Origin of the sequence: Pseudomonas sp. RIT-PI-o (assembly GCF_001297215.1) — a bacterium.
Lineage (GTDB): Bacteria > Pseudomonadota > Gammaproteobacteria > Pseudomonadales > Pseudomonadaceae > Aquipseudomonas > Aquipseudomonas moraviensis_A.
In genome coordinates this window covers 267539-288422 of sequence record NZ_LHPA01000044.1, presented here as the reverse complement: position 1 = coordinate 288422, position 20884 = coordinate 267539, and the positions used below count along the sequence as shown (strand labels likewise).

At 59.8% G+C, this 20884-nt stretch carries 22 protein-coding genes; 14 read left to right on the top strand and 8 right to left on the bottom strand.

Features of this window, described 5'->3' with window-relative positions:
- Window positions 1–13 precede the first annotated feature (13 nt).
- Window positions 14–229 carry a dodecin gene (locus tag AEQ63_RS25225; protein WP_039757080.1) on the top strand — a complete coding sequence of 72 codons (216 nt, stop codon included), beginning with the start codon at window positions 14–16 and terminating at the stop codon, window positions 227–229.
- A 129-nt stretch (window positions 230–358) separates the two neighbouring features.
- Complete coding sequence (locus AEQ63_RS25220; protein ID WP_064365259.1) at window positions 359–583, top strand: DUF1161 domain-containing protein; 225 nt, start codon at window positions 359–361, stop codon at window positions 581–583.
- A 161-nt stretch (window positions 584–744) separates the two neighbouring features.
- Here the strand turns inward: AEQ63_RS25220 and AEQ63_RS25215 are convergent, their stop codons facing one another.
- Window positions 745–1746, bottom strand: coding sequence for an LLM class flavin-dependent oxidoreductase (locus tag AEQ63_RS25215; RefSeq protein WP_041476454.1), 1002 nt, complete (start codon window positions 1744–1746; stop codon window positions 745–747).
- Between the two features lie 240 nt (window positions 1747–1986).
- Here AEQ63_RS25215 and AEQ63_RS25210 point away from each other — a divergent pair, with 240 nt between their 5' ends.
- Both AEQ63_RS25210 and AEQ63_RS25205 read left to right on the top strand, forming a co-directional pair.
- Window positions 1987–2418: an OsmC family protein gene (locus AEQ63_RS25210; protein ID WP_064365258.1), complete on the top strand. Its 432-nt coding sequence runs from the start codon at window positions 1987–1989 to the stop codon at window positions 2416–2418.
- Between the two features lie 234 nt (window positions 2419–2652).
- A complete protein-coding gene (locus AEQ63_RS25205; protein ID WP_064365257.1) occupies window positions 2653–2895 on the top strand; it encodes a DUF1161 domain-containing protein in 243 nt (80 codons plus the stop codon).
- On the opposite strand, the gene AEQ63_RS25200 is transcribed toward AEQ63_RS25205, so the two are convergent.
- Window positions 2892–3311, bottom strand: coding sequence for a PA0061/PA0062 family lipoprotein (locus tag AEQ63_RS25200; protein ID WP_064365256.1), 420 nt, complete (start codon window positions 3309–3311; stop codon window positions 2892–2894). The genes AEQ63_RS25205 and AEQ63_RS25200 overlap by 4 nt on opposite strands.
- A gap of 40 nt (window positions 3312–3351) precedes the next feature.
- The gene (locus AEQ63_RS25195; RefSeq protein ID WP_042608989.1) at window positions 3352–3774 is read right to left on the bottom strand and encodes a PA0061/PA0062 family lipoprotein; all 423 of its coding nucleotides are present in this window, start codon (window positions 3772–3774) and stop codon (window positions 3352–3354) included.
- Window positions 3775–3832: 58 nt separating this feature from the next.
- Here AEQ63_RS25195 and AEQ63_RS25190 point away from each other — a divergent pair, with 58 nt between their 5' ends.
- A complete protein-coding gene (locus AEQ63_RS25190; RefSeq protein WP_064365255.1) occupies window positions 3833–4915 on the top strand; it encodes an aminopeptidase in 1083 nt (360 codons plus the stop codon).
- Between the two features lie 111 nt (window positions 4916–5026).
- Here the strand turns inward: AEQ63_RS25190 and AEQ63_RS25185 are convergent, their stop codons facing one another.
- Both AEQ63_RS25185 and AEQ63_RS25180 read right to left on the bottom strand, forming a co-directional pair.
- Window positions 5027–5677 carry an HAD family hydrolase gene (locus AEQ63_RS25185; protein WP_064365254.1) on the bottom strand — a complete coding sequence of 217 codons (651 nt, stop codon included), beginning with the start codon at window positions 5675–5677 and terminating at the stop codon, window positions 5027–5029.
- Window positions 5678–5705: 28 nt separating this feature from the next.
- A complete protein-coding gene (locus AEQ63_RS25180; RefSeq protein WP_064365253.1) occupies window positions 5706–6251 on the bottom strand; it encodes a gamma carbonic anhydrase family protein in 546 nt (181 codons plus the stop codon).
- An 89-nt stretch (window positions 6252–6340) separates the two neighbouring features.
- Between AEQ63_RS25180 and prlC the strand changes: the two genes are divergently transcribed.
- The 3 genes from prlC to AEQ63_RS25165 all read left to right on the top strand — a co-directional run bounded on the left by prlC (window position 6341) and on the right by AEQ63_RS25165 (window position 10814).
- Window positions 6341–8392 (top strand): oligopeptidase A, encoded by a 2052-nt coding sequence (gene prlC / locus AEQ63_RS25175; protein ID WP_064365273.1) that lies wholly within the window; start codon window positions 6341–6343, stop codon window positions 8390–8392.
- Window positions 8389–8679, top strand: a complete 291-nt coding sequence (locus AEQ63_RS25170) for a YheV family putative zinc ribbon protein (protein WP_064365252.1) — start codon at window positions 8389–8391, stop codon at window positions 8677–8679. Before prlC ends, AEQ63_RS25170 begins: the two co-directional genes overlap by 4 nt.
- Window positions 8680–8792: 113 nt before the next feature.
- Entirely contained in the window at window positions 8793–10814 is a 2022-nt protein-coding gene (locus tag AEQ63_RS25165) for a M3 family metallopeptidase (protein ID WP_064365251.1), read from the top strand.
- 5 nt (window positions 10815–10819) lie between these two features.
- On the opposite strand, the gene AEQ63_RS25160 is transcribed toward AEQ63_RS25165, so the two are convergent.
- On the bottom strand, window positions 10820–11467 hold the full coding sequence (locus AEQ63_RS25160; protein ID WP_064365250.1) for a phosphatase domain-containing protein: 648 nt from the start codon (window positions 11465–11467) through the stop codon (window positions 10820–10822).
- Window positions 11468–11745: 278 nt separating this feature from the next.
- Here AEQ63_RS25160 and AEQ63_RS25155 point away from each other — a divergent pair, with 278 nt between their 5' ends.
- The 3 genes from AEQ63_RS25155 to AEQ63_RS25145 are packed head-to-tail and all read left to right on the top strand — an operon-like array spanning window position 11746 to window position 15593.
- Window positions 11746–12492, top strand: coding sequence for a gluconate 2-dehydrogenase subunit 3 family protein (locus AEQ63_RS25155; RefSeq protein WP_064365249.1), 747 nt, complete (start codon window positions 11746–11748; stop codon window positions 12490–12492).
- Between the two features lie 2 nt (window positions 12493–12494).
- Window positions 12495–14279, top strand: coding sequence for a GMC family oxidoreductase (locus tag AEQ63_RS25150; RefSeq protein WP_064365248.1), 1785 nt, complete (start codon window positions 12495–12497; stop codon window positions 14277–14279).
- 12 nt (window positions 14280–14291) lie between these two features.
- Window positions 14292–15593 carry a c-type cytochrome gene (locus AEQ63_RS25145; protein WP_064365247.1) on the top strand — a complete coding sequence of 434 codons (1302 nt, stop codon included), beginning with the start codon at window positions 14292–14294 and terminating at the stop codon, window positions 15591–15593.
- A gap of 67 nt (window positions 15594–15660) precedes the next feature.
- On the opposite strand, the gene AEQ63_RS25140 is transcribed toward AEQ63_RS25145, so the two are convergent.
- A complete protein-coding gene (locus tag AEQ63_RS25140) occupies window positions 15661–15963 on the bottom strand; it encodes a hypothetical protein (protein ID WP_064365246.1) in 303 nt (100 codons plus the stop codon).
- 247 nt (window positions 15964–16210) lie between these two features.
- On the opposite strand from AEQ63_RS25140, the gene AEQ63_RS25135 reads away from it, so the two are divergent.
- The 3 genes from AEQ63_RS25135 (at window position 16211) to AEQ63_RS25125 (ending at window position 19852) form a co-directional block, all read left to right on the top strand.
- Window positions 16211–17269 carry a PA0069 family radical SAM protein gene (locus AEQ63_RS25135; RefSeq protein ID WP_064365245.1) on the top strand — a complete coding sequence of 353 codons (1059 nt, stop codon included), beginning with the start codon at window positions 16211–16213 and terminating at the stop codon, window positions 17267–17269.
- A 237-nt stretch (window positions 17270–17506) separates the two neighbouring features.
- Window positions 17507–18235, top strand: a complete 729-nt coding sequence (locus AEQ63_RS25130; RefSeq protein ID WP_064365244.1) for a carbonic anhydrase — start codon at window positions 17507–17509, stop codon at window positions 18233–18235.
- 90 nt (window positions 18236–18325) lie between these two features.
- Window positions 18326–19852, top strand: a complete 1527-nt coding sequence (locus tag AEQ63_RS25125) for a SulP family inorganic anion transporter (protein ID WP_064365243.1) — start codon at window positions 18326–18328, stop codon at window positions 19850–19852.
- Between the two features lie 129 nt (window positions 19853–19981).
- Here AEQ63_RS25125 and AEQ63_RS25120 read toward each other — a convergent pair whose 3' ends face one another.
- A complete protein-coding gene (locus tag AEQ63_RS25120; protein ID WP_042609002.1) occupies window positions 19982–20632 on the bottom strand; it encodes a hypothetical protein in 651 nt (216 codons plus the stop codon).
- Window positions 20633–20884 lie beyond the last annotated feature (252 nt).

Here is a 20884-nt window from a genome sequence, read left to right as displayed (position 1 = left end):
CAAGGAGATCGCCATGAGTGACCATCACACGTACAAGAAAGTCGAGCTGGTCGGTTCGTCCACCACCAGCATTGAAGACGCTATCAACAACGCGCTGGCCGAAGCCAACAAGACCCTGCGCAATCTGGAATGGTTCGAAGTGACCGAAACCCGTGGCCACATCGAAAACGGCCAGGTGGCGCATTTTCAGGTGACGCTGAAGGTCGGCTTCAAGATTGTCGCCAGCTGAGTTTGATCCAGTCTTCTGAACTTGCGCGCTGGCCGAGTGCCATAGGGAATGGCAAAGCGCTACAAGGTGAGCGCATCGGGTGGATAACCCGATGCCCGCCTCTTTCAATCCGACCAGGGAGTGCGACCGATGAAGAAGTTCATGTTGGCAGTAGGTTTGTTGAGCCTTGCGGGTGGTGCGTTTGCAGCCGGCAAGCCATGTGAAGAGCTGAAAAGCGAAATCGCAGCGAAGCTCGACGCCAAAGGCGTTTCCGGTTACTCGCTGGAAGTTGTCGACAAGGGTGCGGCGGCTGACGGCAAAGTAGTTGGCACCTGCGAAGGTGGCAGCAAGGAAATCGTCTACAAGCGTGGTTGATCGCGCCTGAAATACAAAAGCCGACGTGGATGCGTCGGCTTTTTTGTGGGCGATGATTTTCCGTGTGAAGCTGCGAGACGCTGCGCTTTTGATCTTGATTTCAAATCACGATCAAAAGATCGCAGCCTCGTTTCACTCGACAGCTCCTACAAGGGTTCGCGTTAGCCCTTCATGACTTGCGCAAGCAGTTCGTAGGAATGGATGCGATCGGCGTGTTCGTAGAGATCACTGGTGAAAATCAGCTCGTCCGCCTGGGTCTGCTCGATCAGCACCTCAAGCTTGGCGCGGATCTTCTGCGGGCCGCCGACCATGGCAAGGCCAAGGAAATCGCCCACCGCTTCACGCTCATGGGGCAGCCACAGGCCGTCCATGGTTTTCACCGGCGGACGCTGCACCAGACTTTGCCCACGCATCAGGGCAAGGATGCGCTGGTACACCGACGTCGCCAGATAGTCGGCCTGCTCATCGGTATCAGCGGCCACCAGCGGCACGCCGAGCATCACGTAGGGCTTGTCGAGCACCGCCGACGGCTTGAAGTGATTGCGGTAGATGCGAATCGCCTCATGCATGAAGCGCGGCGCGAAGTGCGAGGCGAAGGCATAAGGCAAGCCCCGCTCACCCGCCAGTTGCGCACTGAACAGGCTCGAGCCGAGCAACCAGATCGGCACATTGGTGCCGGTGCCGGGCATGGCGATCACCCGTTGTTCCGGGGTGCGCGGGCCGAGGTAGCGCATCAGTTCGGCGACGTCCTCAGGGAAGTCGTCAGCGCTGCCGGAGCGTTCGCGGCGCAAGGCGCGGGCGGTCATCTGGTCGGAGCCCGGCGCGCGGCCCAGTCCCAGGTCGATGCGTCCCGGGTACAGGCTCTCAAGGGTGCCGAACTGCTCGGCGATCACCAGCGGCGCATGGTTGGGCAGCATCACTCCACCGGAGCCGACGCGGATTGTCGAAGTGCCACCGGCCAGATAACCGAGCAAGACCGAGGTGGCGGAACTGGCGATGCCGTCCATGTTGTGGTGCTCGGCGACCCAGAACCGCGTGTAGCCAAACTTCTCGGCGTGCTGCGCAAGGTCCAGCGAGTTGCGCAGCGACTGCGCAGCGCTGCCGTTTTCGCGCACCGGCACCAGGTCGAGGGTGGAAAATTTAACGTCGGACAGTTTTTTCATGAACCTGCATCTCCGGGTGGGGAGGCAGGTTTTTCTTGCGAACGAAAACCTGCCAAATCCATAAGCGTGTTTTATGGAATGAGGGCATATACCCGAGATTCAATAGCAGCGCCGAAATTTCCTACTAAAAAAGTCAACGATTCAAGCAGGCTGAACTTTGTTCCGCCGTCTATCCTCAGAAGCCTTGCTAGTAAAAACCGCGACGGCGCGGCGTCCCGCGCCACATTTGAGGAGGCAGACATGGCTATCGTGAAAAAGGCATCGGCGCATTGGGAAGGCGACCTGAAAACCGGTATCGGCTCGATCTCCACCGAAACCGGCGTACTGCGGGAAGCGCCGTACGGCTTCAAGGCCCGCTTTGAAGGCGGCAAGGGCACCAACCCGGAAGAACTGATCGGTGCGGCCCACGCCGGCTGCTTCTCCATGGCGTTTTCGATGATTCTCGGCGATGCCGGCCTGAAGGCAGACAGCATCGACACCAACGCTGAAGTCACCCTCGATCAGGTTGAGGGCGGCTTCGCCATCACCGCAGTGAAGCTGATTCTCAAGGCGAAAATCCCGGGCGCCACCCAGCAGCAGTTTGAAGAGCTGAGCAACAAGGCGAAGGAAGGTTGCCCGGTTTCCAAGGTGCTGAACGCGAAAATTACGCTTGAGGCTTCGCTGGTCAGCTGATTCGGCGTTTGCAGGTCCGACGCTTTCGCGAGCAGGCTCGCTCCCACAGGCAATCGCATTTATCAGTTGGAATGCGCTCAACTGTAGGCGTGAGCCTGCTCGCGATAACAATCTCGGCATCACGCAAATCCAAAGGTGTGAGCGAAGTCAGAACCCGCCCTGCAGAAATGTGGTCGAATAATCGACAGCAGCTTCAGCGCACGCCCGTGCGCGCTGCCTCAAGGAGCTTCATCGATGAAACGTATTGGCTTGGCGATCCTTTGCAGTGCACTGGCCACGTCCGCTTTCGCAGCCCCCAAGGACTGCGAAGAGCTCAGGAAGGAAATCGAGATCAAGATTCAGGCGAAGGCAATTCCCTCGTACACCCTGGAAATCATCACGGCGGAAGAGGCGGAGCAGCACGACTCCGCCATGATCGTCGGTACTTGCGAGAACGGCACCAAGCGAATCGTCTATCAGAGAAACGACAACAGCTAGATGATGCAGTTGAACTCGCGGTCTTCAGCAACGACTTCGCGCTTGGCATTGTACAAACGCGCGCTCGGCGTGAACGCCAACGAACGCCCTTCCAGCAGGTAACGCTGGCCGGCCTCGAAGTGGTCATAACGGATCGTCAGGTAGCACAAACGTTCTACAGGTCCCGTGAGCAGGCTGCCGCCACCGCCGAACACTTCGAAGTCGAAGCGCACCCGCAGCTCATGGCTGCCGGGGGTCACCTGGAAGAATCGGCCGTCGTTCAATCGCTGATTATCGAGACGTTCGGCCATCAGCAATTTGCCGCCGGGGCTTGGCGTGGAGAAGTCGACCCAGGCCATTTGCGGGTCGACCGCGGGTAACGGCGTCTGGCAACCGGCGACAAGACCGACAACGAGCAACGGCAGCAAGGTGCGCATGATGGATATCCACAGATCTGAACCGCCAGCATAGCGCCGATCAGCTGCTCTGACAGCCCGCCGGCGTGCCCTGACCGACCACTTTGCGCTGTTCGTCATAAAGCTTGGCCCAAGGCCGGAAGCCGATACTGCCAGCCTGTAACTGATAGCGCTGGCCGGCATTGAAATCCTTGAATTTCACGCTCATCTGGCAATCACGCCACAGCGGTTCGGCATTCGGGCCGATGTTGGTGGCCTCGACCGGAAATTGATAGCGCACCTTCAGCTCATGGCTGCCGGGCTGCACTTCGAAATAGCGTTTATCGATGGCCTGGGTGGCATCGACTTGCACGGCTTGCAGCGCCGTGTCGTGTTGGTGGGCGTCGAGATCGATCCAGGCTTGCGAGGGGTCGGGATCGGGCATTCCGAATCCAGCACAACCGGCCAGCGTCAGCAGGCCTCCTGTCAGCATCAACATGCGCATAGCGGTGCTCCTTGAGGCGGGATAGTCTTGGGGCAGACTTTCCGGGGAATTTCTTATTTTGATCAGGCCGTTTTCCAGCCTTGGGTTACTTGATCGCGTTTTTCCGATTTTGTTTCCGGGTGTGTTGTTTTTGTTGCTCAACGGTTGCGCCAGCGTCAGCTATTACAGCCAGCTCGCCAGCGGACAATTGCAATTGCTGCGCGCGCGGGAGCCGGTCGAGAAAGTCATTGCCGACCCCAGCCGCGACGCCAGATTGCGCGCGCATCTGGCCCAGTCGCAGAAGGCCCGCACGTTTGCCAGTGAGCATCTGCACCTGCCGGACAACCGGAGCTATCGGCTATATGCCGACATTGGCCGACCGTTCGTGGTGTGGAACGTCTTCGCCACCGCCGAATTTTCCCTCACGCCGCAGAATCACTGCTTCCCGATTGCCGGCTGCGTGGCCTATCGCGGCTACTACAGCCAGAACGCTGCCCGTGGCGAAGCGGCGATTCAGCGCCTGCAGGGCATGGACGTGACGATCGGCGGTGTCGAAGCGTATTCGACCCTTGGCTGGTTCAACGACCCGATCCTCAATTCAATGACGGGCTGGGGCGATGAACGGCTGGCCACGCTGATTTTTCATGAGCTGGCGCATCAGCGGTTCTATGTGAAGGACGACACCGAGTTCAACGAGTCATTCGCCACGTTTGTCGAGCAGGAAGGCACGCGGCAATGGCGCGCGTTTCGCGGCTTGCCGGCGGAATCCGATGCCAGGCTCAAGCAGCGTGACCAGTTCATCGGCCTGGTGCTCGACACACGCTCACGGCTGGAGAAGCTGTATGCGCAGCCGTTGTCCATCGAGCAGATGCGTGAGCGCAAAGCAGCCGAGTTCGAGCGCTTGCGCAGGGACTATCGGGCAATGCGCGACAGCCAGTGGGCCGGGGACAAACGTTATGACGCCTGGGTCAATGCGCCGCTGAACAATGCCCGCTTGTTACCGTTCGGGCTGTATGACCAGTGGGTGCCGGCGTTCGCGGCGGTGTTCCGGCAGGTGGGTGGGGATTGGTTGAGGTTTTATGCCGAGGTTGAGCGGTTGGGGAAGTTGCCGGTTGATGAGCGCAAGGCGGCTTTGAAGGCCTTGGCAGGTCCAGATAGCTGAGGTGGTTGGGAGGGCCACATCGCGAGCAGGCTCACTCCTACAGTTGATCGCATTCCAAATGGATAAATGCGATCCCTTGTAGGAGTGAGCCTGCTCGCGATAGCCATCTGATCAGCGCTGCAAAAACGCCTGATGCAACTCATCCAAAGTTTCAAAGTGATATGCCGGCGCCTCGGCATTCAACTCTTCAAAACTGCCAACCCCATACCCTACCGCCGCTGCATCGATGCCATTGCTGCGCGCGCCGATCAGGTCATGCTTGCGATCACCGATCATCAGGGTCTGCGCCGGATCCAGGCCTTCTGCCTCGAGCAGATGCGCGATCAGCTCAACCTTGTTCGTCCGCGTGCCGTCCAGCTCGCTGCCGTAGATCACTTTGAAATGCCGGGCAAAATCAAAATGCCGGGCGATTTCGCGGGCGAACACCCACGGCTTGGACGTTGCGATATATAACTGCCGCCCTTGCCCGCTCAAGGTTTCCAGCAGCGGCGTCACGCCGTCGAACACACGATTCTCGTAGAGACCTGTGACCTTGAAGCGCTCGCGGTAGAAATTCACCGCTTCCCAGGCCTTGGCCTCGTCGAAATCGTAGAACTGCATGAACGCTTGCAACAGCGGCGGGCCGATGAAGTGTTCCAGTTTGCTCAGATCAGGTTCGTCGATGCCGAGGTTGGCCAAGGCAAATTGAATTGAGCGAGTGATGCCCTCACGCGGATCGGTCAAGGTGCCATCGAGGTCGAACAGTACAGTCTGGTAATGCATGAGAAATCCTGAGCAGGTGTAGGGCAATTCAGAGCTGGTCGTAGCCTTCGGCCAGATGCAGGTCCTTGAGCTTGACGTAGTTCGCCGCGCTGTAGGTAAAGAAGGCGTTTTCCTTGTCGGTCAGCGCTCGCACCTGTTTCACCGGGCTGCCGACATACAGGAAGCCGCTTTGCAGGCGCTTGCCCGGCGGCACCAGACTGCCGGCGCCGATGATCACGTCGTCCTCGACTACGGCGCCGTCCATGACGATGCTGCCCATGCCGATCAACACGCGATTGCCGACCGTGCAGCCATGCAGCATGACCTTGTGGGCGATGGTCACGTCATCGCCGATCAGCAAGGGAAAACCGTCCGGGTTGAACGGGCCGGCGTGGGTGATGTGCAGCACACAGCCGTCCTGCACGCTGGTGCGCGCACCGATGCGGATGCGGTGCATGTCGCCACGGATCACCGTCAGCGGCCAGACCGAGCTGTCTTCACCGATCTCGACGTCGCCGATCACCACCGCCGAGCCGTCGACGAATGCGCCTTTGCTCAAGCGGGGGGTGTGATTCTGATAGTTGCGAAGGGACACGATTAGTTCTCTCTCTGTCGCCGATAGCTGCGGTGAGTGGCGATTGTAATTAAGATGGGCGCATGTTTCTTCCAGCCAAGGTGCCAACCGTGAGCGTGAACAACCCTCTTTTGCAGTCCTACGACCTGCCACCGTTCTCCACGATCCGTGCCGAACACGTCCTGCCCGCCATCGAAACCATCCTCGCGGACAACCGCGCCGCCATCGCCGAAATCCTCAAGACCCAGGGCAAGAACCCGACCTGGGCCGGTCTGGTGCTGGCGATGGACGAACTCAACGATCGCCTCGGTGCAGCGTGGAGCCCGGTCAGTCATCTTAACGCTGTGTGCAACAGCGCCGAATTGCGTGATGCCTACGAGTCGTGCCTGCCGGCCCTGAGCGCCTACTCCACCGAGATGGGCCAGAACCGCGAACTGTTCCAGGCCTACGAGGCGCTGGCCAACAGCCCGGAAGCCGCCAATTTCGACGTCGCGCAAAAAACCATTCTGGAACACGCACTGCGCGATTTCCGCCTGTCGGGTATCGACCTGCCGGAAGCCGAGCAGAAACGTTACGCCGAAGTGCAGAGCAAGCTGTCCGAACTCGGCAGCCGCTTCTCCAACCAATTGCTCGACGCCACCCAGGCGTGGACCAAACACGTCACCGACGAAGCCGCCCTCGCCGGCCTGACCGATTCGGCCAAGGCGCAAATGGCTGCTGCTGCCCAGGCCAAAGGCCTCGACGGCTGGCTGATCACCCTGGAATTCCCCAGCTACTACGCGGTGATGACCTACGCACAAGACCGCGCGCTGCGTGAAGAAGTCTACGCCGCCTACTGCACCCGCGCCTCGGACCAGGGCCCGAATGCCGGCCAGAACGACAACGGCCCGGTGATGGAAGAGATTCTCGACCTGCGCCAGGAACTGGCACGACTGCTGGGCTTCGCCAGTTTCGCCGAGCTGAGCCTGGCGACAAAAATGGCCGAATCCAGCGATCAGGTGCTGAGCTTCCTGCGTGATCTGGCCCAGCGCAGCAAGCCGTTCGCCGCCCAGGATCTGCAACAGTTGCGTGCATACGCCGCCGAACAGGGCTGCGCCGATCTGCAAAGCTGGGACAGTGGCTTCTACGGCGAAAAACTCCGCGAGCAGCGTTACAGCGTCGCTCAGGAAACCCTGCGTGCCTACTTCCCGATCGATAAAGTCCTGAGCGGCCTGTTCGCTATCGTCCAGCGTCTGTACGGGATCGAGATCGCCGAGCAGAAAGGCTTTGATACCTGGCACCCGGACGTACGCCTGTTCGAGATCAAGGAAAACGGTCAGCACGTCGGCCGCTTCTTCTTCGACCTGTATGCCCGCGCCAACAAGCGTGGCGGCGCATGGATGGACGGCGCGCGCGACCGGCGCCGCACCGTCGACGGCGTGTTGCAAAGCCCGGTGGCCAATCTGGTGTGTAACTTCACCCCGGCCGACAGCGGCAAACCGGCGCTGCTGACCCACGATGAAGTCACCACCCTGTTCCATGAATTCGGCCATGGCCTGCATCACCTGCTGACCCGCGTTGATCACGCCGGCGTTTCCGGCATCAACGGCGTGGCATGGGACGCGGTCGAGCTGCCAAGCCAGTTCATGGAAAACTGGTGCTGGGAGCCGGAAGGCCTGGCGCTGATTTCCGGCCACTACGAGACTGGCGAACCACTGCCGCAGGACTTGCTGGAAAAAATGCTCGCGGCGAAGAATTTCCAGTCCGGCCTGATGATGGTCCGTCAGCTGGAGTTTTCGCTGTTCGACTTCGAACTGCACGCCACCCACGGCGATGGCCGCAGCGTGGCGCAAGTGCTCGAGGGCGTGCGCGACGAGGTCTCGGTGATGCGTCCACCGGCGTACAACCGCTTCCCGAACAGCTTCGCGCATATTTTCGCCGGTGGTTACGCAGCCGGTTACTACAGCTACAAGTGGGCCGAAGTGTTGTCCGCCGATGCCTTCTCCAAGTTTGAAGAAGACGGCGTGCTCAACGCAGAAACCGGTCGCGCCTTCCGCGAAGCGATTCTGGCGCGCGGCGGTTCGCAGGCACCGATGGTGCTGTTCGTCGACTTCCGTGGCCGTGAACCATCGATCGACGCGCTGTTGCGCCACAGCGGTCTGAGTGAGGACGCGGCAGCATGAGTGACGGCCCTGTGATCACCAAGAAGCGCTTTATCGCCGGGGCGGTCTGCCCGGCGTGCAGCGAGCCGGACAAGTTGATGATGTGGAACGAGGGCGGCGTGCCGCACCGCGAGTGCGTGGCCTGCGGTTACTCCGACACACTCAACGAGCAGGGCCTGTCGGTGCCCAAAGAGCTGGGTACACGGGTCAATACCAGCGCGCTGAAGCCTGCCGCCGACAAAAAGGTTCAGGCCGTGCAGTTTTTCCCGAACCCGAAGCTGAAGAAAAAGCCTGACGAGCAACAGTAACAACTATCGCCATGTGCCGATGATCGTCGGCAGGTGGCGGTAACTATCTACCCCTTCGCCCCCGCGCTTCCTGATTAGTCTGGTCAATCCAGCCCTCTCTCACGGAAGACGCCATGCCTGACACCAATCCCCTCCTGCAACAATGGCAGTTGCCGCCCTGGTCGGCGGTACGCGCCGAGCACTTGCTGCCGGCGGTCGAGCGCATCGTCGCCGACAACCTGCTGATTATCGAAAACGTTATTGCCACTCAGGTCGATCATCCGAATTGGGATGATGTGGTCATCGCCATCGATGAAGCCGACGCGCGCCTGGGAGAAACCATGGCGGTCATCGAGTTCCTGACGGTGATCCGCTCCAAGGATCCCGACTGGGTACAGCAGAGCGCCTTGAGCAGCGCAGTCGCAGAGCAATTCCTGGGCGCAAAAGCCAGAAATCCTGCGTTGTCACAGACCTTTCAGCGGCTGGCAGGCAGTTCGATCGCGGCCAGTTTCAGTGATTCACGCAAAGCCTCACTGGCGAAAATCCTGCGCGGATTCCACATGGCGGGAGCCGGGTTGGCCAACGCTCAAAGCGAAAAACTGGGGCAATTGAACACGGAGATCGCGCTCATGCAGAAACTGTTCATGAGCAATCTCAAAGCTGCCAGCGCCGCCTGGAGCAAACACATTGCAGACATCACGTTGCTGGCAGGGCTGAGGCCCGATGTGCAGGAGCATCTGGCTGCCAACGCAAGACAGGCAGGACTCACCGGCTGGCGGCTGACGCTGGAGCAGAACACTCATCAGCAGATCATGACCTTCGCGCAGAATCGTGCGCTGCGCGAGGAATGTTACAAAGCATATTGCACACGCGCCTCGAATCACGGGCCTGATGCGGAGCACTTCGACAATGAACCGGTATTGATGGTGTTGCTGTTCTTGCGTCACGAAAAAGCCCGGACATTGGGCTTCGACAATTTCGCTCAATTGCGCTTGCACGATCGTATGGCTACAGACACCTCGCAGGTCGGCGCTTTCCTGCGTCGGCAAATAGCCCTCAATGCAGCCTCGCTGGCCCAGGAAACCAAGGAACTGCAGACGTTTGCCCAGAAGCAGGGTATCGAGCAGGTCGAGCCATGGGATCACGATTTTCTGGCTGAACAACTCCGTCGCCAGCGGGCGGACGGCGCACTGGATGACCTGCGCCAATATTTCCCGTTGAACACCGTATTGCGCAGCCTATGCCGGTTCAGCGAGCATTTGCTTGGGATCAGGATCAGCGAAGACACCCAGCGTGATCGCTTCGACGACGACGTCCGCCTGTTCGAAGTCAGCGAGCACGGTCAACCGATCGGCTACGTTTATATCGACCTCTTCCGCCGCGAGGCCGGCAATGACTTTGCATGGTCGGGCGTGTTGCGTAACCGTCGGGTCAACGCCGAAGGCCGGCCAGCATTGCCGATTGCCTCGCTTCACAGCAACTTTACCGCCGCAGCCGCCGGCCATGAAAACCTGCTGTCACACCAGGATCTGCGCGTACTGCTGCACGAGTTCGGGCACTGCCTGCATCACGTGCTGACTCGCTCCCCGCATTACAACCTGTCCGGCATCTCGCAATTGAGCCGCGACGCTGCCGAATTTATCGGGCAGTTGTTCGAACACTGGGCGCAGTCAGCCGAGTTTTTGCGCTGGCTGGGCATCCATCACAAAACCGCCGAACGTCTGTCCGAGACCCGGATCAAGGTCGCGTTGTCCGCTCTGGGCGCGCAACGAAGCCGGGAAACGGCGATCTTGTTGATGGGCGCGCTATTCGATCTGGAGCTACATAGCGGTGACGGTCGCAGCATTCAGCAGGTGTTCGATGATGTGCAGCGGGAGTTTGCCCACCTGCCGGTACCCGCCGATTGCCGGTTCGCCAACAGTTTCGATTTTCTGGCGACCGGCTATGAAGCGTCGGTGTACGCCTACAAATGGTCCGGCGTGCTGGCCAGTGAGGCATTCAAACGCTTTGAGCGCGAGGGCGTATTCAACCCCCGGACGGGCCGCGATTTGCGTGAAACACTGCTTTCGGGTGACATGAAGTCACTGCCCGAGGCGCTGCAAGCCTTTCTTGGCCAACCGATCAACCCAGAACTATTTGCCGCGATGCCGGGCTGAGCCGATCAACGCTGGACATGCGCCGAGTCGAACCAGTTCTTCATCGAGCACATGGCGAATGCACTGGTGCTGCATTCGCCATTGACCAAGGCTTCGTGCAAGCGGTCGACGTCGGCTTGCATCACGTAACGCACGCTGTCATGAAAGTGCTGGCTGTCACCAAATCCGCCCTCGGTCATTTCCTTGAGCGCCTGCTCTTTGCTCCAGCCCTGCACCACCACCCGGTACATCGCCGCCATCAGACCGGTGCGGTCAGAACCGTGCTTGCAGTGCATCAGCACCGGGCCCTCAGCTTCGGCGGACTGAATTGCCCGCAGGGCTTTAAGCACGTCGCTGTCGTCGACGTGACTGGTGCGATACGGCAGTTGCACCTGTCTGATTCCGGGCACGGAGAGCCAGTCGCTATCAGCATCAGGCAGGAAGTTGATCACCGTGACGACATGCAGACTGTTCAGCAGGGGTACCGCGCTACGACTCGGCAAGGCGCTGCGATACAGGGTCGGCGACATCCGAAACAGATTGAACTGCGCCTCGACCGGCTGCGCCCACTCGGCCGGGCGAGGCGGCGTGGCGTCGGCAGCCCGGGCGGCAATGCCATGCAGCAGCGCGACAAGCGAAAGACACAACGCGGGAAAAAAACGCACTCGAGACATGCTGGGCTGACCGTTCGGCAATCATCATTGCGGGAATTGCAGCTTCGCTAGTGAGCGGTCAATGCACCGTGAGCCGGCCGTCAAAGAAACGTGAATCGTCGCCTCGCCGGGCTTTTTTCCGCTCAAGCAGTATTTCTTGATGCTTAGCCTGCTACCATTTGTCACATGATGTTGCAGACGTGACGCCCTTCGACGGGCAAGACCCTCGTCATCGCGACGCAAAATTTCTCGAGCCGCTCGCAGAAGCGGCTGCCATCTATGCCTGATGAGGTACCCCCATGTCTGATCAAGATCGAGACAACCCGCGGCGTGAATTCTTGCGCAAATCCCTGACCCTGATTCCGGTGGTCACGCTTGCCGGTACCGGCCTGGGCAGCAGCGTGCTGCAAGCCGCCCCTGAAAGCGCACCGGCGCCTGCCGCAGCAAAACCGGCCGCTGCTGGCGCTGGTGATTATCAGCCAAGCTTTTTCACCGCCGAAGAATGGGCGTTCATCAACGCCGCCGTTGCGCAGTTGATCCCCAGCGATGCGCAAGGGCCCGGCGCCCTCGAAGCCGGCGTGCCGGAATACATCGACCGGCAGATGAACACCCCGTATGCCGCCGGCGCCCTTTGGTACATGCAAGGCCCGTTCAATGCCGACGCTGCGCCGGAAATGGGCTGGCAGAGCAAACTGGTGCCAAAAGACATCTACCGCCTCGGCATCGCCGCCACGGATCAGTGGGTAAAAGGTCTCAGCGGTAAAACATTTGCCGAGCAAGACAGCGCTACCCGAGACGATTTGCTCAAGCAGCTCGAAGCCGGAAAACCGCAATTCGACGCCGTCCCAGCGAAGATTTTCTTCAATCTGTTGCTGCAAAACACCAAGGAAGGTTTCTTCTGCGACCCGATCCACGGTGGCAATAAAGGCATGGTCGGCTGGACCATGATCGGTTTCCCCGGCGCCCGCGCCGATTTCATGGATTGGGTGGAACGCAACGAGCAATACCCCTTCCCGGCAGTGTCGATTCGCGGCGAGAGGGCGTAAGCATGGCAACGGTAATGAAGAAGGTGGATGCAGTCATCGTCGGTTTCGGCTGGACCGGCGCGATCATGGCCAAGGAACTCACCGAGGCCGGTCTCAACGTGCTGGCGCTGGAGCGCGGGCCGATGCAGGACACCTACCCCGACGGCAACTATCCACAGGTGATCGACGAACTCACCTACAGCGTGCGCAAAAAACTCTTTCAGGACATCTCGAAAGAGACGGTGACCATTCGCCACAGCGTCAACGATATCGCCCTGCCCAACCGCCAACTGGGCGCGTTCCTGCCGGGCAATGGCGTCGGTGGCGCCGGGCTGCACTGGTCCGGCGTGCACTTTCGTGTCGATCCGATCGAGTTGCGCATGCGCAGCCATTACGAAGAACGCTACGGCAAAAGCTTCATCCCCAAGGACATGACCATTCAGGACTTCGGCGTCAGCTATGAAGAGCTGGAGCCGTTTTTCGACTTTGCGGAAAAAGTCTTCGGCACCTCTGGCCAGGCCTGGACCGTGAAGGGCCAATTGGTCGGTCAGGGCAAGGGCGGCAACCCCTACGCGGCAGATCGCTCCAACCCGTTCCCGCTTGAAGCGCAGAAAAACACCGTGTCCGCCCAGCTGTTCGGCAAAGCGGCGACGGAAGTCGGTTACAAACCCTACAACCTGCCTTCGGCAAACACCTCGGGGCCGTACACCAATCCCTACGGCGCACAGATGGGCCCGTGCAACTTCTGCGGATTCTGCAGCGGCTACGTCTGCTACATGTATTCCAAGGCCTCGCCGAACGTGAACATTCTGCCGGCGCTCAAGCCGCTGGCGAATTTCGAGCTGCGCCCCAACTCCCATGTGCTGCGAGTCAACCTCGACAGCAGCAAAAGCAAAGCCACCGGGGTCACCTACATCGACGGCCAGGGCCGCGAGATCGAGCAGCCGGCGGATCTGGTGATCCTCGGCGCGTTCCAGTTGCACAACGTGCGTCTGATGCTGCTCTCCGGGATCGGCAAACCCTACGACCCGATCAGCGGCGAAGGCGTGGTCGGGCGTAATTTCGCTTACCAGAACATGGCGACCATCAAGGCGTTCTTCGACAAGGACACCCACACCAACAACTTCATCGGCGCTGGCGGCAACGGCGTGGCGGTGGACGATTTCAACGCCGACAACTTCGATCACGGCCCCCACGGCTTCGTCGGCGGCTCACCCATGTGGGTCAACCAGGCCGGCAGCCGGCCGATTGCCGGCACCTCTAACCCGCCAGGCACACCGGCTTGGGGCAGTGCATGGAAACGCGCTACCGCCGATTACTACACCCATCAGGTGTCGATGGACGCCCACGGCGCGCATCAGTCCTACCGCGGCAACTATCTCGATCTCGATCCGGTGTACCGCGACGCCTACGGTTTGCCGTTGCTGCGCATGACCTTCGACTGGCAGGAAAACGACATCAAGATGAACCGTTTCATGGTCGAGAAAATGGGCAAGATCGCCGAAGCCATGGGCCCGAAAGCCATTGCGGTGATCGGCAAGCAAGTGGGCGACCACTTCAACACCGCCTCGTACCAGACCACCCACCTCAATGGTGGCGCGATCATGGGCACCGATCCGAAGACCAGCGCGCTCAACCGTTACCTGCAGAGCTGGGATGTGCACAACGTGTTCGTCCCGGGCGCGTCAGCCTTCCCGCAGGGCCTGGGCTACAACCCGACCGGTCTGGTCGCGGCGCTGACCTACTGGTCGGCGAAAGCGATCCGAGAGCAATACCTGAAAAACCCCGGCCCGCTGGTGCAGGCTTAAGGAGCGATGACCATGAAAAATTTCGTTATCGCCACCCTCGCCCTGCTCGGCAGCACTGCAGTTTATGCGGCTGACGCTGATCAAAATCTGATCAAACAAGGCGAATACCTCGCCCGCGCGGGTGACTGCGTAGCCTGTCATACGGCCAAGGGCGGCAAGCCGTTCGCCGGTGGCCTGCCAATGGAAACCCCGATCGGCACGATCTACTCGACCAACATCACCCCGGATAAAACCGGCCTCGGCGATTACAGCTTCGAGGACTTCGACCAGGCCGTGCGCCATGGCGTCGCCAAAAACGGTAGTACGTTGTATCCGGCGATGCCTTATCCGTCCTACGCCCGCGTGAACGAAAGCGATATGAAAGCGCTGTATGCGTATTTCATGCACGGCGTCGAACCAGTGGCGCAGGAGAACAAAGCCAGCGACATTCCATGGCCGTTGAGCATGCGCTGGCCGCTGATGGGCTGGCGCTGGCTGTTTGCACCGAAGGTCGAGGATTATCAGGCCACAGGCAGCGACGCGGTGATCAATCGCGGCGCGTACCTGGTCGAAGGCCTCGGCCACTGCGGCGCCTGCCACACCCCGCGCGCGCTGACCATGCAGGAAAAAGCCCTGAGCGCGGCGGACGGTGAACATTTTCTTGCCGGCAGTGCACCGCTGGAAGGCTGGATCGCCAAGAGCCTGCGTGGTGATCACAAGGATGGCCTCGGCAGCTGGAGTGAAGAGCAACTGGTGCAATTCCTCAAGACCGGACGCAGTGATCGCAGCGCGGTGTTCGGCGGCATGAGCGATGTGGTCACTCACAGCATGCAATACATGAGCGACGCCGACCTCACCGCGATTGCCCGCTATCTGAAGTCACTGCCGGCCAATGATCCTGCGGATCAGCCGCATCGGTACGACGAGAAAGCGGCGAAAGCCCTGTGGAACGGTGATGACAGCCAGCGTGGCGCGTCGGTGTACATCGACAACTGCGCGGCCTGCCACCGCACCGACGGCCATGGCTACACCCGGGTGTTCCCGGCGCTGGCGGGCAACCCGGTGCTGCAGACGGACGATCCCACTTCGCTGATCCACATCGTGCTCAAGGGCGGAACCTTGCCGGCTACTCACACGGCGCCATCGACGTTCACCATGCCCGGCTTCGCCTGGCGCCTGTCGGACCAGGAAGTGGCGGATGTGGTGAGCTTCATTCGTGGTAGTTGGGGCAACAAGGGCGCCCCGGTCAGCGCCAAGGACGTTGCGCATCTGCGCAGCGAAGATATGCAAAATACCTCCGGCGATGATCTCGGCCAGGTCACCCAACATAACTAAAAACAAACCCCCTGCATGATGTACTCACGCAGGGGGTTTTTATCGGGTTTGTGACGATAATTTCAGCTTATGGGTTAATGATGGCCACATAAGCTTTGGCCAGGGCGATCAACTTTGCCTTGTCATCGCTATCAATATCGCCGTCACCGTCGACATCTTTCTTATCGGTGCGAATGGTAAAGGTATTGCCTTTGTCGGCCGATACCGCCACGACGTAAATCGAATCGACCAGCGCTTCGGTCGACAGCTGTTGCTCTGCGTTCCAGCCCAGTTCCTTGCGTGCCAGTTGCAGCGAAACAATAGTGTTGGAATCGGTAATATTCGGCTGCATCATTTGCAGGAAAACACCGCGTTGATTCAAGTAAGACATTCAATCAAATCCTTTTAATTAGTCGGCCGGAGTCTGTTGCCGGTAGTTCCAGAGCCTATATAGCGGGCCTGCGTTCAGCAATTAGGCATCTGTATCCTGGCTTGTCGTCAGTCAGCGAAAAAACTTGTCGCACCCAGAACTTCCTCGAAGAAAGACACCGCCATTTTCAATAGCATCGCTGAACGGTACTGGATCACAGCGCACGCCCTCGGATACTGTATGCATATACAGAGCAGAGGTTCGTTCGATGATCACTTCAGTCCCGCCCCGCGGTCGCGGCACCGCCAGCAATCCGCACAACCGCTTTGCGCCCAGTCGTTCGGTCGCCGAGGACGACGGCTGGTATCAGGAAGTGCCGGCGACGCAAAACACCGAAGTGATCATCGAAAAAGCCAAATCGATCATCAGCCGCAACACCTCGCCGGATCTGCCCTTCGACCGTTCGCTCAATCCCTATCGCGGCTGCGAACACGGCTGCATCTATTGCTACGCACGCCCCAGCCACGCCTACTGGGACATGTCGCCGGGCCTGGACTTCGAAACCCGGCTGATCGCCAAGACCAACGCCCCGCAGATCCTGGAAGAACAGTTGAGCAAACCCGGCTATCAATGCGCGCCGATCAATCTCGGTTCCAACACCGACCCGTATCAGCCGATCGAGCGCGAATACCAGATCACCCGACAGACTCTGGAAGTGCTGCTGCGCTATCGCCATCCGGTGACCATCGTCACCAAAGGTTCGCTGATTCTGCGCGATCTCGATCTGCTCACTGAGCTGGCACAACAGCGGCTGGTTTCGGTGATGATCAGCCTGACCACCCTGGACGGCGAACTCAAACGCATCCTCGAACCGCGCGCCGCTGCGCCCAAGGCGCGCCTGCGCGCGATCCGGGTGATGTGCGAAGCGGGGATTCCGGTGGGCGTGCTGTGTTCGCCGATGATTCCGATGATCAACGACAGCGAAATCGAAAGCCTGCTCAGCGAAGCCCATGCTGCCGGTGCGCAAAGTGCCGCCTACATGATGTTGCGCCTGCCGCTGGAAGTCGCGCCGCTGTTCGAGGAGTGGTTGCAGGCGCACTATCCACAACGCGCCGCGCATGTGCTGAGCCTGATTCGCCAGAGTCGCGGCGGCGAACTCTACGACAGCCGTTTCGGTGCGCGCATGCGCGGTGAAGGACCGTTTGCCGACCTGCTCGCACAAAGATTTGCCAAGGCCATCAAAAAGCTGGGGCTGAACAAACGCGAGGGCTATAACCTCGATTGCACGGCCTTCTGTCCGCCGGGTCGCCAGATGTCGTTGATTTAGCGACAATTGGCTTTGGGTTGACGGGTTGGAATCCTTCCGCCGAAACACGCCAGTCACGTTTTTTGTGACCTGGAACACACGTTCTAGAGCGTTTGATTCAGTTTCAGTTAAGTTTCGGCGGCTACCTTGTTCATCGAGTGACTGACGGGTCGGGATGACCCGGATGGTTTAAACAGCCACTGGCTTCATACCGGAATACCGGGGAAGACTCCCTGAATCCGCACAAGAGGATGAATCATGAGTGACAAGGATAAACAGTCGCTGGCTGCCTCGGCGCAAAGCCCTGAAGCACAATCCGCCGATGCAGCACTGCGACAGATCGTTGATGGCTTTTTACGCTTTCACCATGACGTTTTTCCGCAGCAGGAAGAACTGTTCAAGAAGCTCGCCACCGCCCAGGCGCCCAAGGCGATGTTCATCACCTGCGCCGACTCGCGCATCGTTCCCGAGCTGATTACCCAGAGCTCACCGGGCGATCTGTTCGTCACCCGTAACGTCGGCAACGTGGTTCCGCCCTACGGTCAGATGAACGGCGGCGTCTCCACCGCGATCGAGTACGCGGTACTGGCACTGGGCGTGCAACACATCATCATTTGCGGCCACTCCGATTGCGGCGCCATGCGCGCGGTACTCAACCCCGACAGCCTGGAAAAAATGCCGACGGTCAAAGCCTGGCTGCGCCACGCCGAAGTCGCGAAAACCATGGTGCACGACAACTGCAACTGCACCGACGAAAAAGAAAGCATGCCGATCCTCACTGAGGAAAACGTCATCGCCCAACTGCAGCACTTGCGTACCCATCCTTCGGTAGCCTCGCGCATGGCGAACGGTCATCTGTTCATCCATGGCTGGGTCTACAACATCGAAACCAGCGAAATCAAAGCTTACGACGCGGACCAGGGTCGTTTCCTGCCTCTCGACGGCAGCCATCCGATTCCTGTGGCGACGCCCAAAGCGCGCTTCTAAATCTTCCCAACAATCTGTGTGGTATGACGCCGGCCGCTGATTCAGCGGCCCGGCCTCGCCACGCCTGAAGAAAACTTCGGGAGAATCGCCATGCGTGCGGCTCAATTGAAAGCTGTGTTGCCACGGGAGCTGCTCGCCTCCGTGGTTGTGTTTCTGGTCGCCCTGCCGCTGTGCATGGGCATCGCGATTGCGTCAGGGCTGCCGCCGGCCAAGGGTCTGATCACCGGCATCATCGGCGGTCTGGTGGTCGGTTGGCTGGCGGGTTCGCCGTTGCAGGTCAGCGGTCCGGCGGCGGGGCTGGCGGTGCTGGTTTTCGAACTGGGGCGCCAGCACGGCATCGAGATGCTCGGGCCTATCCTGCTGCTCGCCGGATTTCTGCAACTGGTCGCCGGACGTCTGAAGCTTGGCTGCTGGTTCCGGGTGACGGCGCCAGCGGTGGTCTACGGCATGCTCGCGGGCATTGGCGTGTTGATCGTGCTGTCACAGGTGCATGTGATGCTCGATGCCAAGCCGCAACCGTCAGGTCTGGACAACCTCACGGCGTTCCCGGCAGCCGTGGCGCAAGCCTTGCCATCGTTCGGCTGGCAAGCCGGTCTGCTCGGTCTGTCGACGATTGCCGTGATGTGGCTGTGGGAAAAATTCCGCCCGCATTCGCTGCGCTTCATTCCCGGCGCATTGCTCGGAGTGGGTCTGGCCACAGTGGCGAGCCTGATGCTGGCGTTGCAGGTCAAGCGCGTGGAGGTACCGGCGAATCTGGCCGAGGCGATCGATTGGCTGAAACCTGCCGACCTGATGAATCTGGCCGACCCGACCCTGCTGATTGCCGCGTTTGCCGTGGCGTTTATCGCCAGCGCCGAAACTCTGTTGTCCGCCGCAGCGGTGGATCGCATGCACAGCGGTGTGCGTTCGGATTTCGACCGTGAGCTGTCGGCGCAAGGTGTCGGCAACATGCTCTGCGGTCTGGTCGGCGCGTTGCCGATGACCGGGGTGATCGTGCGCAGCTCGGCCAACGTCCAGGCCGGGGCGACCACACGTTATTCGACGATTTTCCATGGCCTGTGGCTGCTGGCATTCGTGTTGTTGCTGTCGAGTGTGCTGCAGAGCATTCCGGTGGCGAGCCTGGCGGGTGTGCTGGTGTATACCGGTTTCAAACTGGTCGACCTCAAAGCCTTCCGTGGTCTCGGCCGTTACGGACGGATGCCGATGTTCACCTATGCCGCCACGGCGTTGGCGATCATCTTCACTGACCTGCTCACCGGTGTGCTGATCGGCTTCGGTCTGACCATGTTGAAGCTGGCATTCAAGGCTTCGCGTCTGAAGATCAGCCTGATCGACCTGCCGCAGGAAGGCGAGATGGAACTGCGTCTGGTGGGTGCAGCGACGTTCCTCAAAGTGCCGGCGCTGACGCAGGTGCTGGGCAGCATCCCTCACGGCACCACGGTGCATGTGCCGCTGAACAACCTGAGTTACATCGACCATTCGTGCCTGGAATTGCTGGAAGAATGGGGCCGGGCGAATGCGGCGAAGGGTTCGAAGCTGTTGATCGAGTCGCGCGGGTTGAAGCGCAGGCTGGAAGGACGGGTGCGGACCAATACCGGGATTGGTGCGGCAGGATAAATCTCCGGGTTGAACTCGACCCCTGTAGGAGTGAGCCTGCTCGCGATGGCGATGGAACATTCAACATCTTCGTTGATTGATCCACCGCTATCGCGAGCAGGCTCACTCCTACATTGGATCGTGTATGACTCAGGCAGCAGGCTGATCCAGCTCCAGCCCCACACCCAACCGGCGGCTCATGCACGGCCAGCGTTTCCACGCCGCGCCGGTGTCCGGGCTGCTGAGTTTTTCGCGGTAGGCTTCTACCGACTCCAGGGCAAAACTCTCGTCATTGAGCATCTCGTCAATCGCGTGATGCACCGCCTCGTCCAGTTGGTTGGCGAACTCCTCACCGATCAACTGATGAGCAATCAGGTTGGCGACCGTCATGTCCAACGGGATCAATGGCTGGCCGAAGTGTTTGATGTACAGGTCGTTGACCTCTTCGACAAAACGGTGCGCCAGGTAGGCTTCGTCGAGCAGGCTGTCCAGGCCGACATGTCCGGCCATGATCGCCGGCGGCTGGAGGAAATACTGCTCGGCGATTTTCAGCACCGGTTTGATCTGCGATTCGATTCCCGCTTCCCTGGCGACTTCATTGGCTGCGTCCAGCAGGTCGGGTACTTCATCGATGTAGGCGGCGACAAAACGCGTCAGCACGCCCTGGGCGTCGGCTTCCGGCAACTGGATCGCCGGGTGCAGGTGAGGCAGCTTGCTTTCCAGCTGACGGGTCAGCAGGCCGGTGTCTTTTTCGTGCTGTTGGGCTTTTTGGATCTGCTCGCGCAATGCGGCGGTGTTCATGAAAACTCCAGGAAACAAGGCAGTGAAATAGGGAAGACATAACTTAGCTGGCTTACAAAAAACGCTAAGACGCATTTGTCATAATTATTTCATCCTTGATGCAGCTGCGTTATATCCATTTGCCACCACTCGTCTGCATCCTTCTCCAATCGGGCACTTGAACGCAAGCGCCAGTTGTTGCAGCTCATTTACCTGCGCAAGTTGCATTTCCCGGGCGCTGTCTATACTCGCCAATGAATGGAGTTAGCTGAT

What these genes read in the sequence shown, in the direction of transcription:
- AEQ63_RS25225 (WP_039757080.1), top strand. Translation starts at nt 14, where the DNA reads ATGAGTGACCATCACACGTACAAGAAAGTCGAGCTGGTCGGTTCGTCC.
- AEQ63_RS25220 (WP_064365259.1), top strand. Translation starts at nt 359, where the DNA reads ATGAAGAAGTTCATGTTGGCAGTAGGTTTGTTGAGCCTTGCGGGTGGT.
- AEQ63_RS25215 (WP_041476454.1), bottom strand. Translation starts at nt 1,746, where the DNA reads ATGAAAAAACTGTCCGACGTTAAATTTTCCACCCTCGACCTGGTGCCG.
- AEQ63_RS25210 (WP_064365258.1), top strand. Translation starts at nt 1,987, where the DNA reads ATGGCTATCGTGAAAAAGGCATCGGCGCATTGGGAAGGCGACCTGAAA.
- AEQ63_RS25205 (WP_064365257.1), top strand. Translation starts at nt 2,653, where the DNA reads ATGAAACGTATTGGCTTGGCGATCCTTTGCAGTGCACTGGCCACGTCC.
- AEQ63_RS25200 (WP_064365256.1), bottom strand. Translation starts at nt 3,311, where the DNA reads ATGCGCACCTTGCTGCCGTTGCTCGTTGTCGGTCTTGTCGCCGGTTGC.
- AEQ63_RS25195 (WP_042608989.1), bottom strand. Translation starts at nt 3,774, where the DNA reads ATGCGCATGTTGATGCTGACAGGAGGCCTGCTGACGCTGGCCGGTTGT.
- AEQ63_RS25185 (WP_064365254.1), bottom strand. Translation starts at nt 5,677, where the DNA reads ATGCATTACCAGACTGTACTGTTCGACCTCGATGGCACCTTGACCGAT.
- AEQ63_RS25170 (WP_064365252.1), top strand. Translation starts at nt 8,389, where the DNA reads ATGAGTGACGGCCCTGTGATCACCAAGAAGCGCTTTATCGCCGGGGCG.
- AEQ63_RS25165 (WP_064365251.1), top strand. Translation starts at nt 8,793, where the DNA reads ATGCCTGACACCAATCCCCTCCTGCAACAATGGCAGTTGCCGCCCTGG.
- AEQ63_RS25160 (WP_064365250.1), bottom strand. Translation starts at nt 11,467, where the DNA reads ATGTCTCGAGTGCGTTTTTTTCCCGCGTTGTGTCTTTCGCTTGTCGCG.
- AEQ63_RS25155 (WP_064365249.1), top strand. Translation starts at nt 11,746, where the DNA reads ATGTCTGATCAAGATCGAGACAACCCGCGGCGTGAATTCTTGCGCAAA.
- AEQ63_RS25150 (WP_064365248.1), top strand. Translation starts at nt 12,495, where the DNA reads ATGGCAACGGTAATGAAGAAGGTGGATGCAGTCATCGTCGGTTTCGGC.
- AEQ63_RS25145 (WP_064365247.1), top strand. Translation starts at nt 14,292, where the DNA reads ATGAAAAATTTCGTTATCGCCACCCTCGCCCTGCTCGGCAGCACTGCA.
- AEQ63_RS25140 (WP_064365246.1), bottom strand. Translation starts at nt 15,963, where the DNA reads ATGTCTTACTTGAATCAACGCGGTGTTTTCCTGCAAATGATGCAGCCG.
- AEQ63_RS25135 (WP_064365245.1), top strand. Translation starts at nt 16,211, where the DNA reads ATGATCACTTCAGTCCCGCCCCGCGGTCGCGGCACCGCCAGCAATCCG.
- AEQ63_RS25130 (WP_064365244.1), top strand. Translation starts at nt 17,507, where the DNA reads ATGAGTGACAAGGATAAACAGTCGCTGGCTGCCTCGGCGCAAAGCCCT.
- AEQ63_RS25125 (WP_064365243.1), top strand. Translation starts at nt 18,326, where the DNA reads ATGCGTGCGGCTCAATTGAAAGCTGTGTTGCCACGGGAGCTGCTCGCC.
- AEQ63_RS25120 (WP_042609002.1), bottom strand. Translation starts at nt 20,632, where the DNA reads ATGAACACCGCCGCATTGCGCGAGCAGATCCAAAAAGCCCAACAGCAC.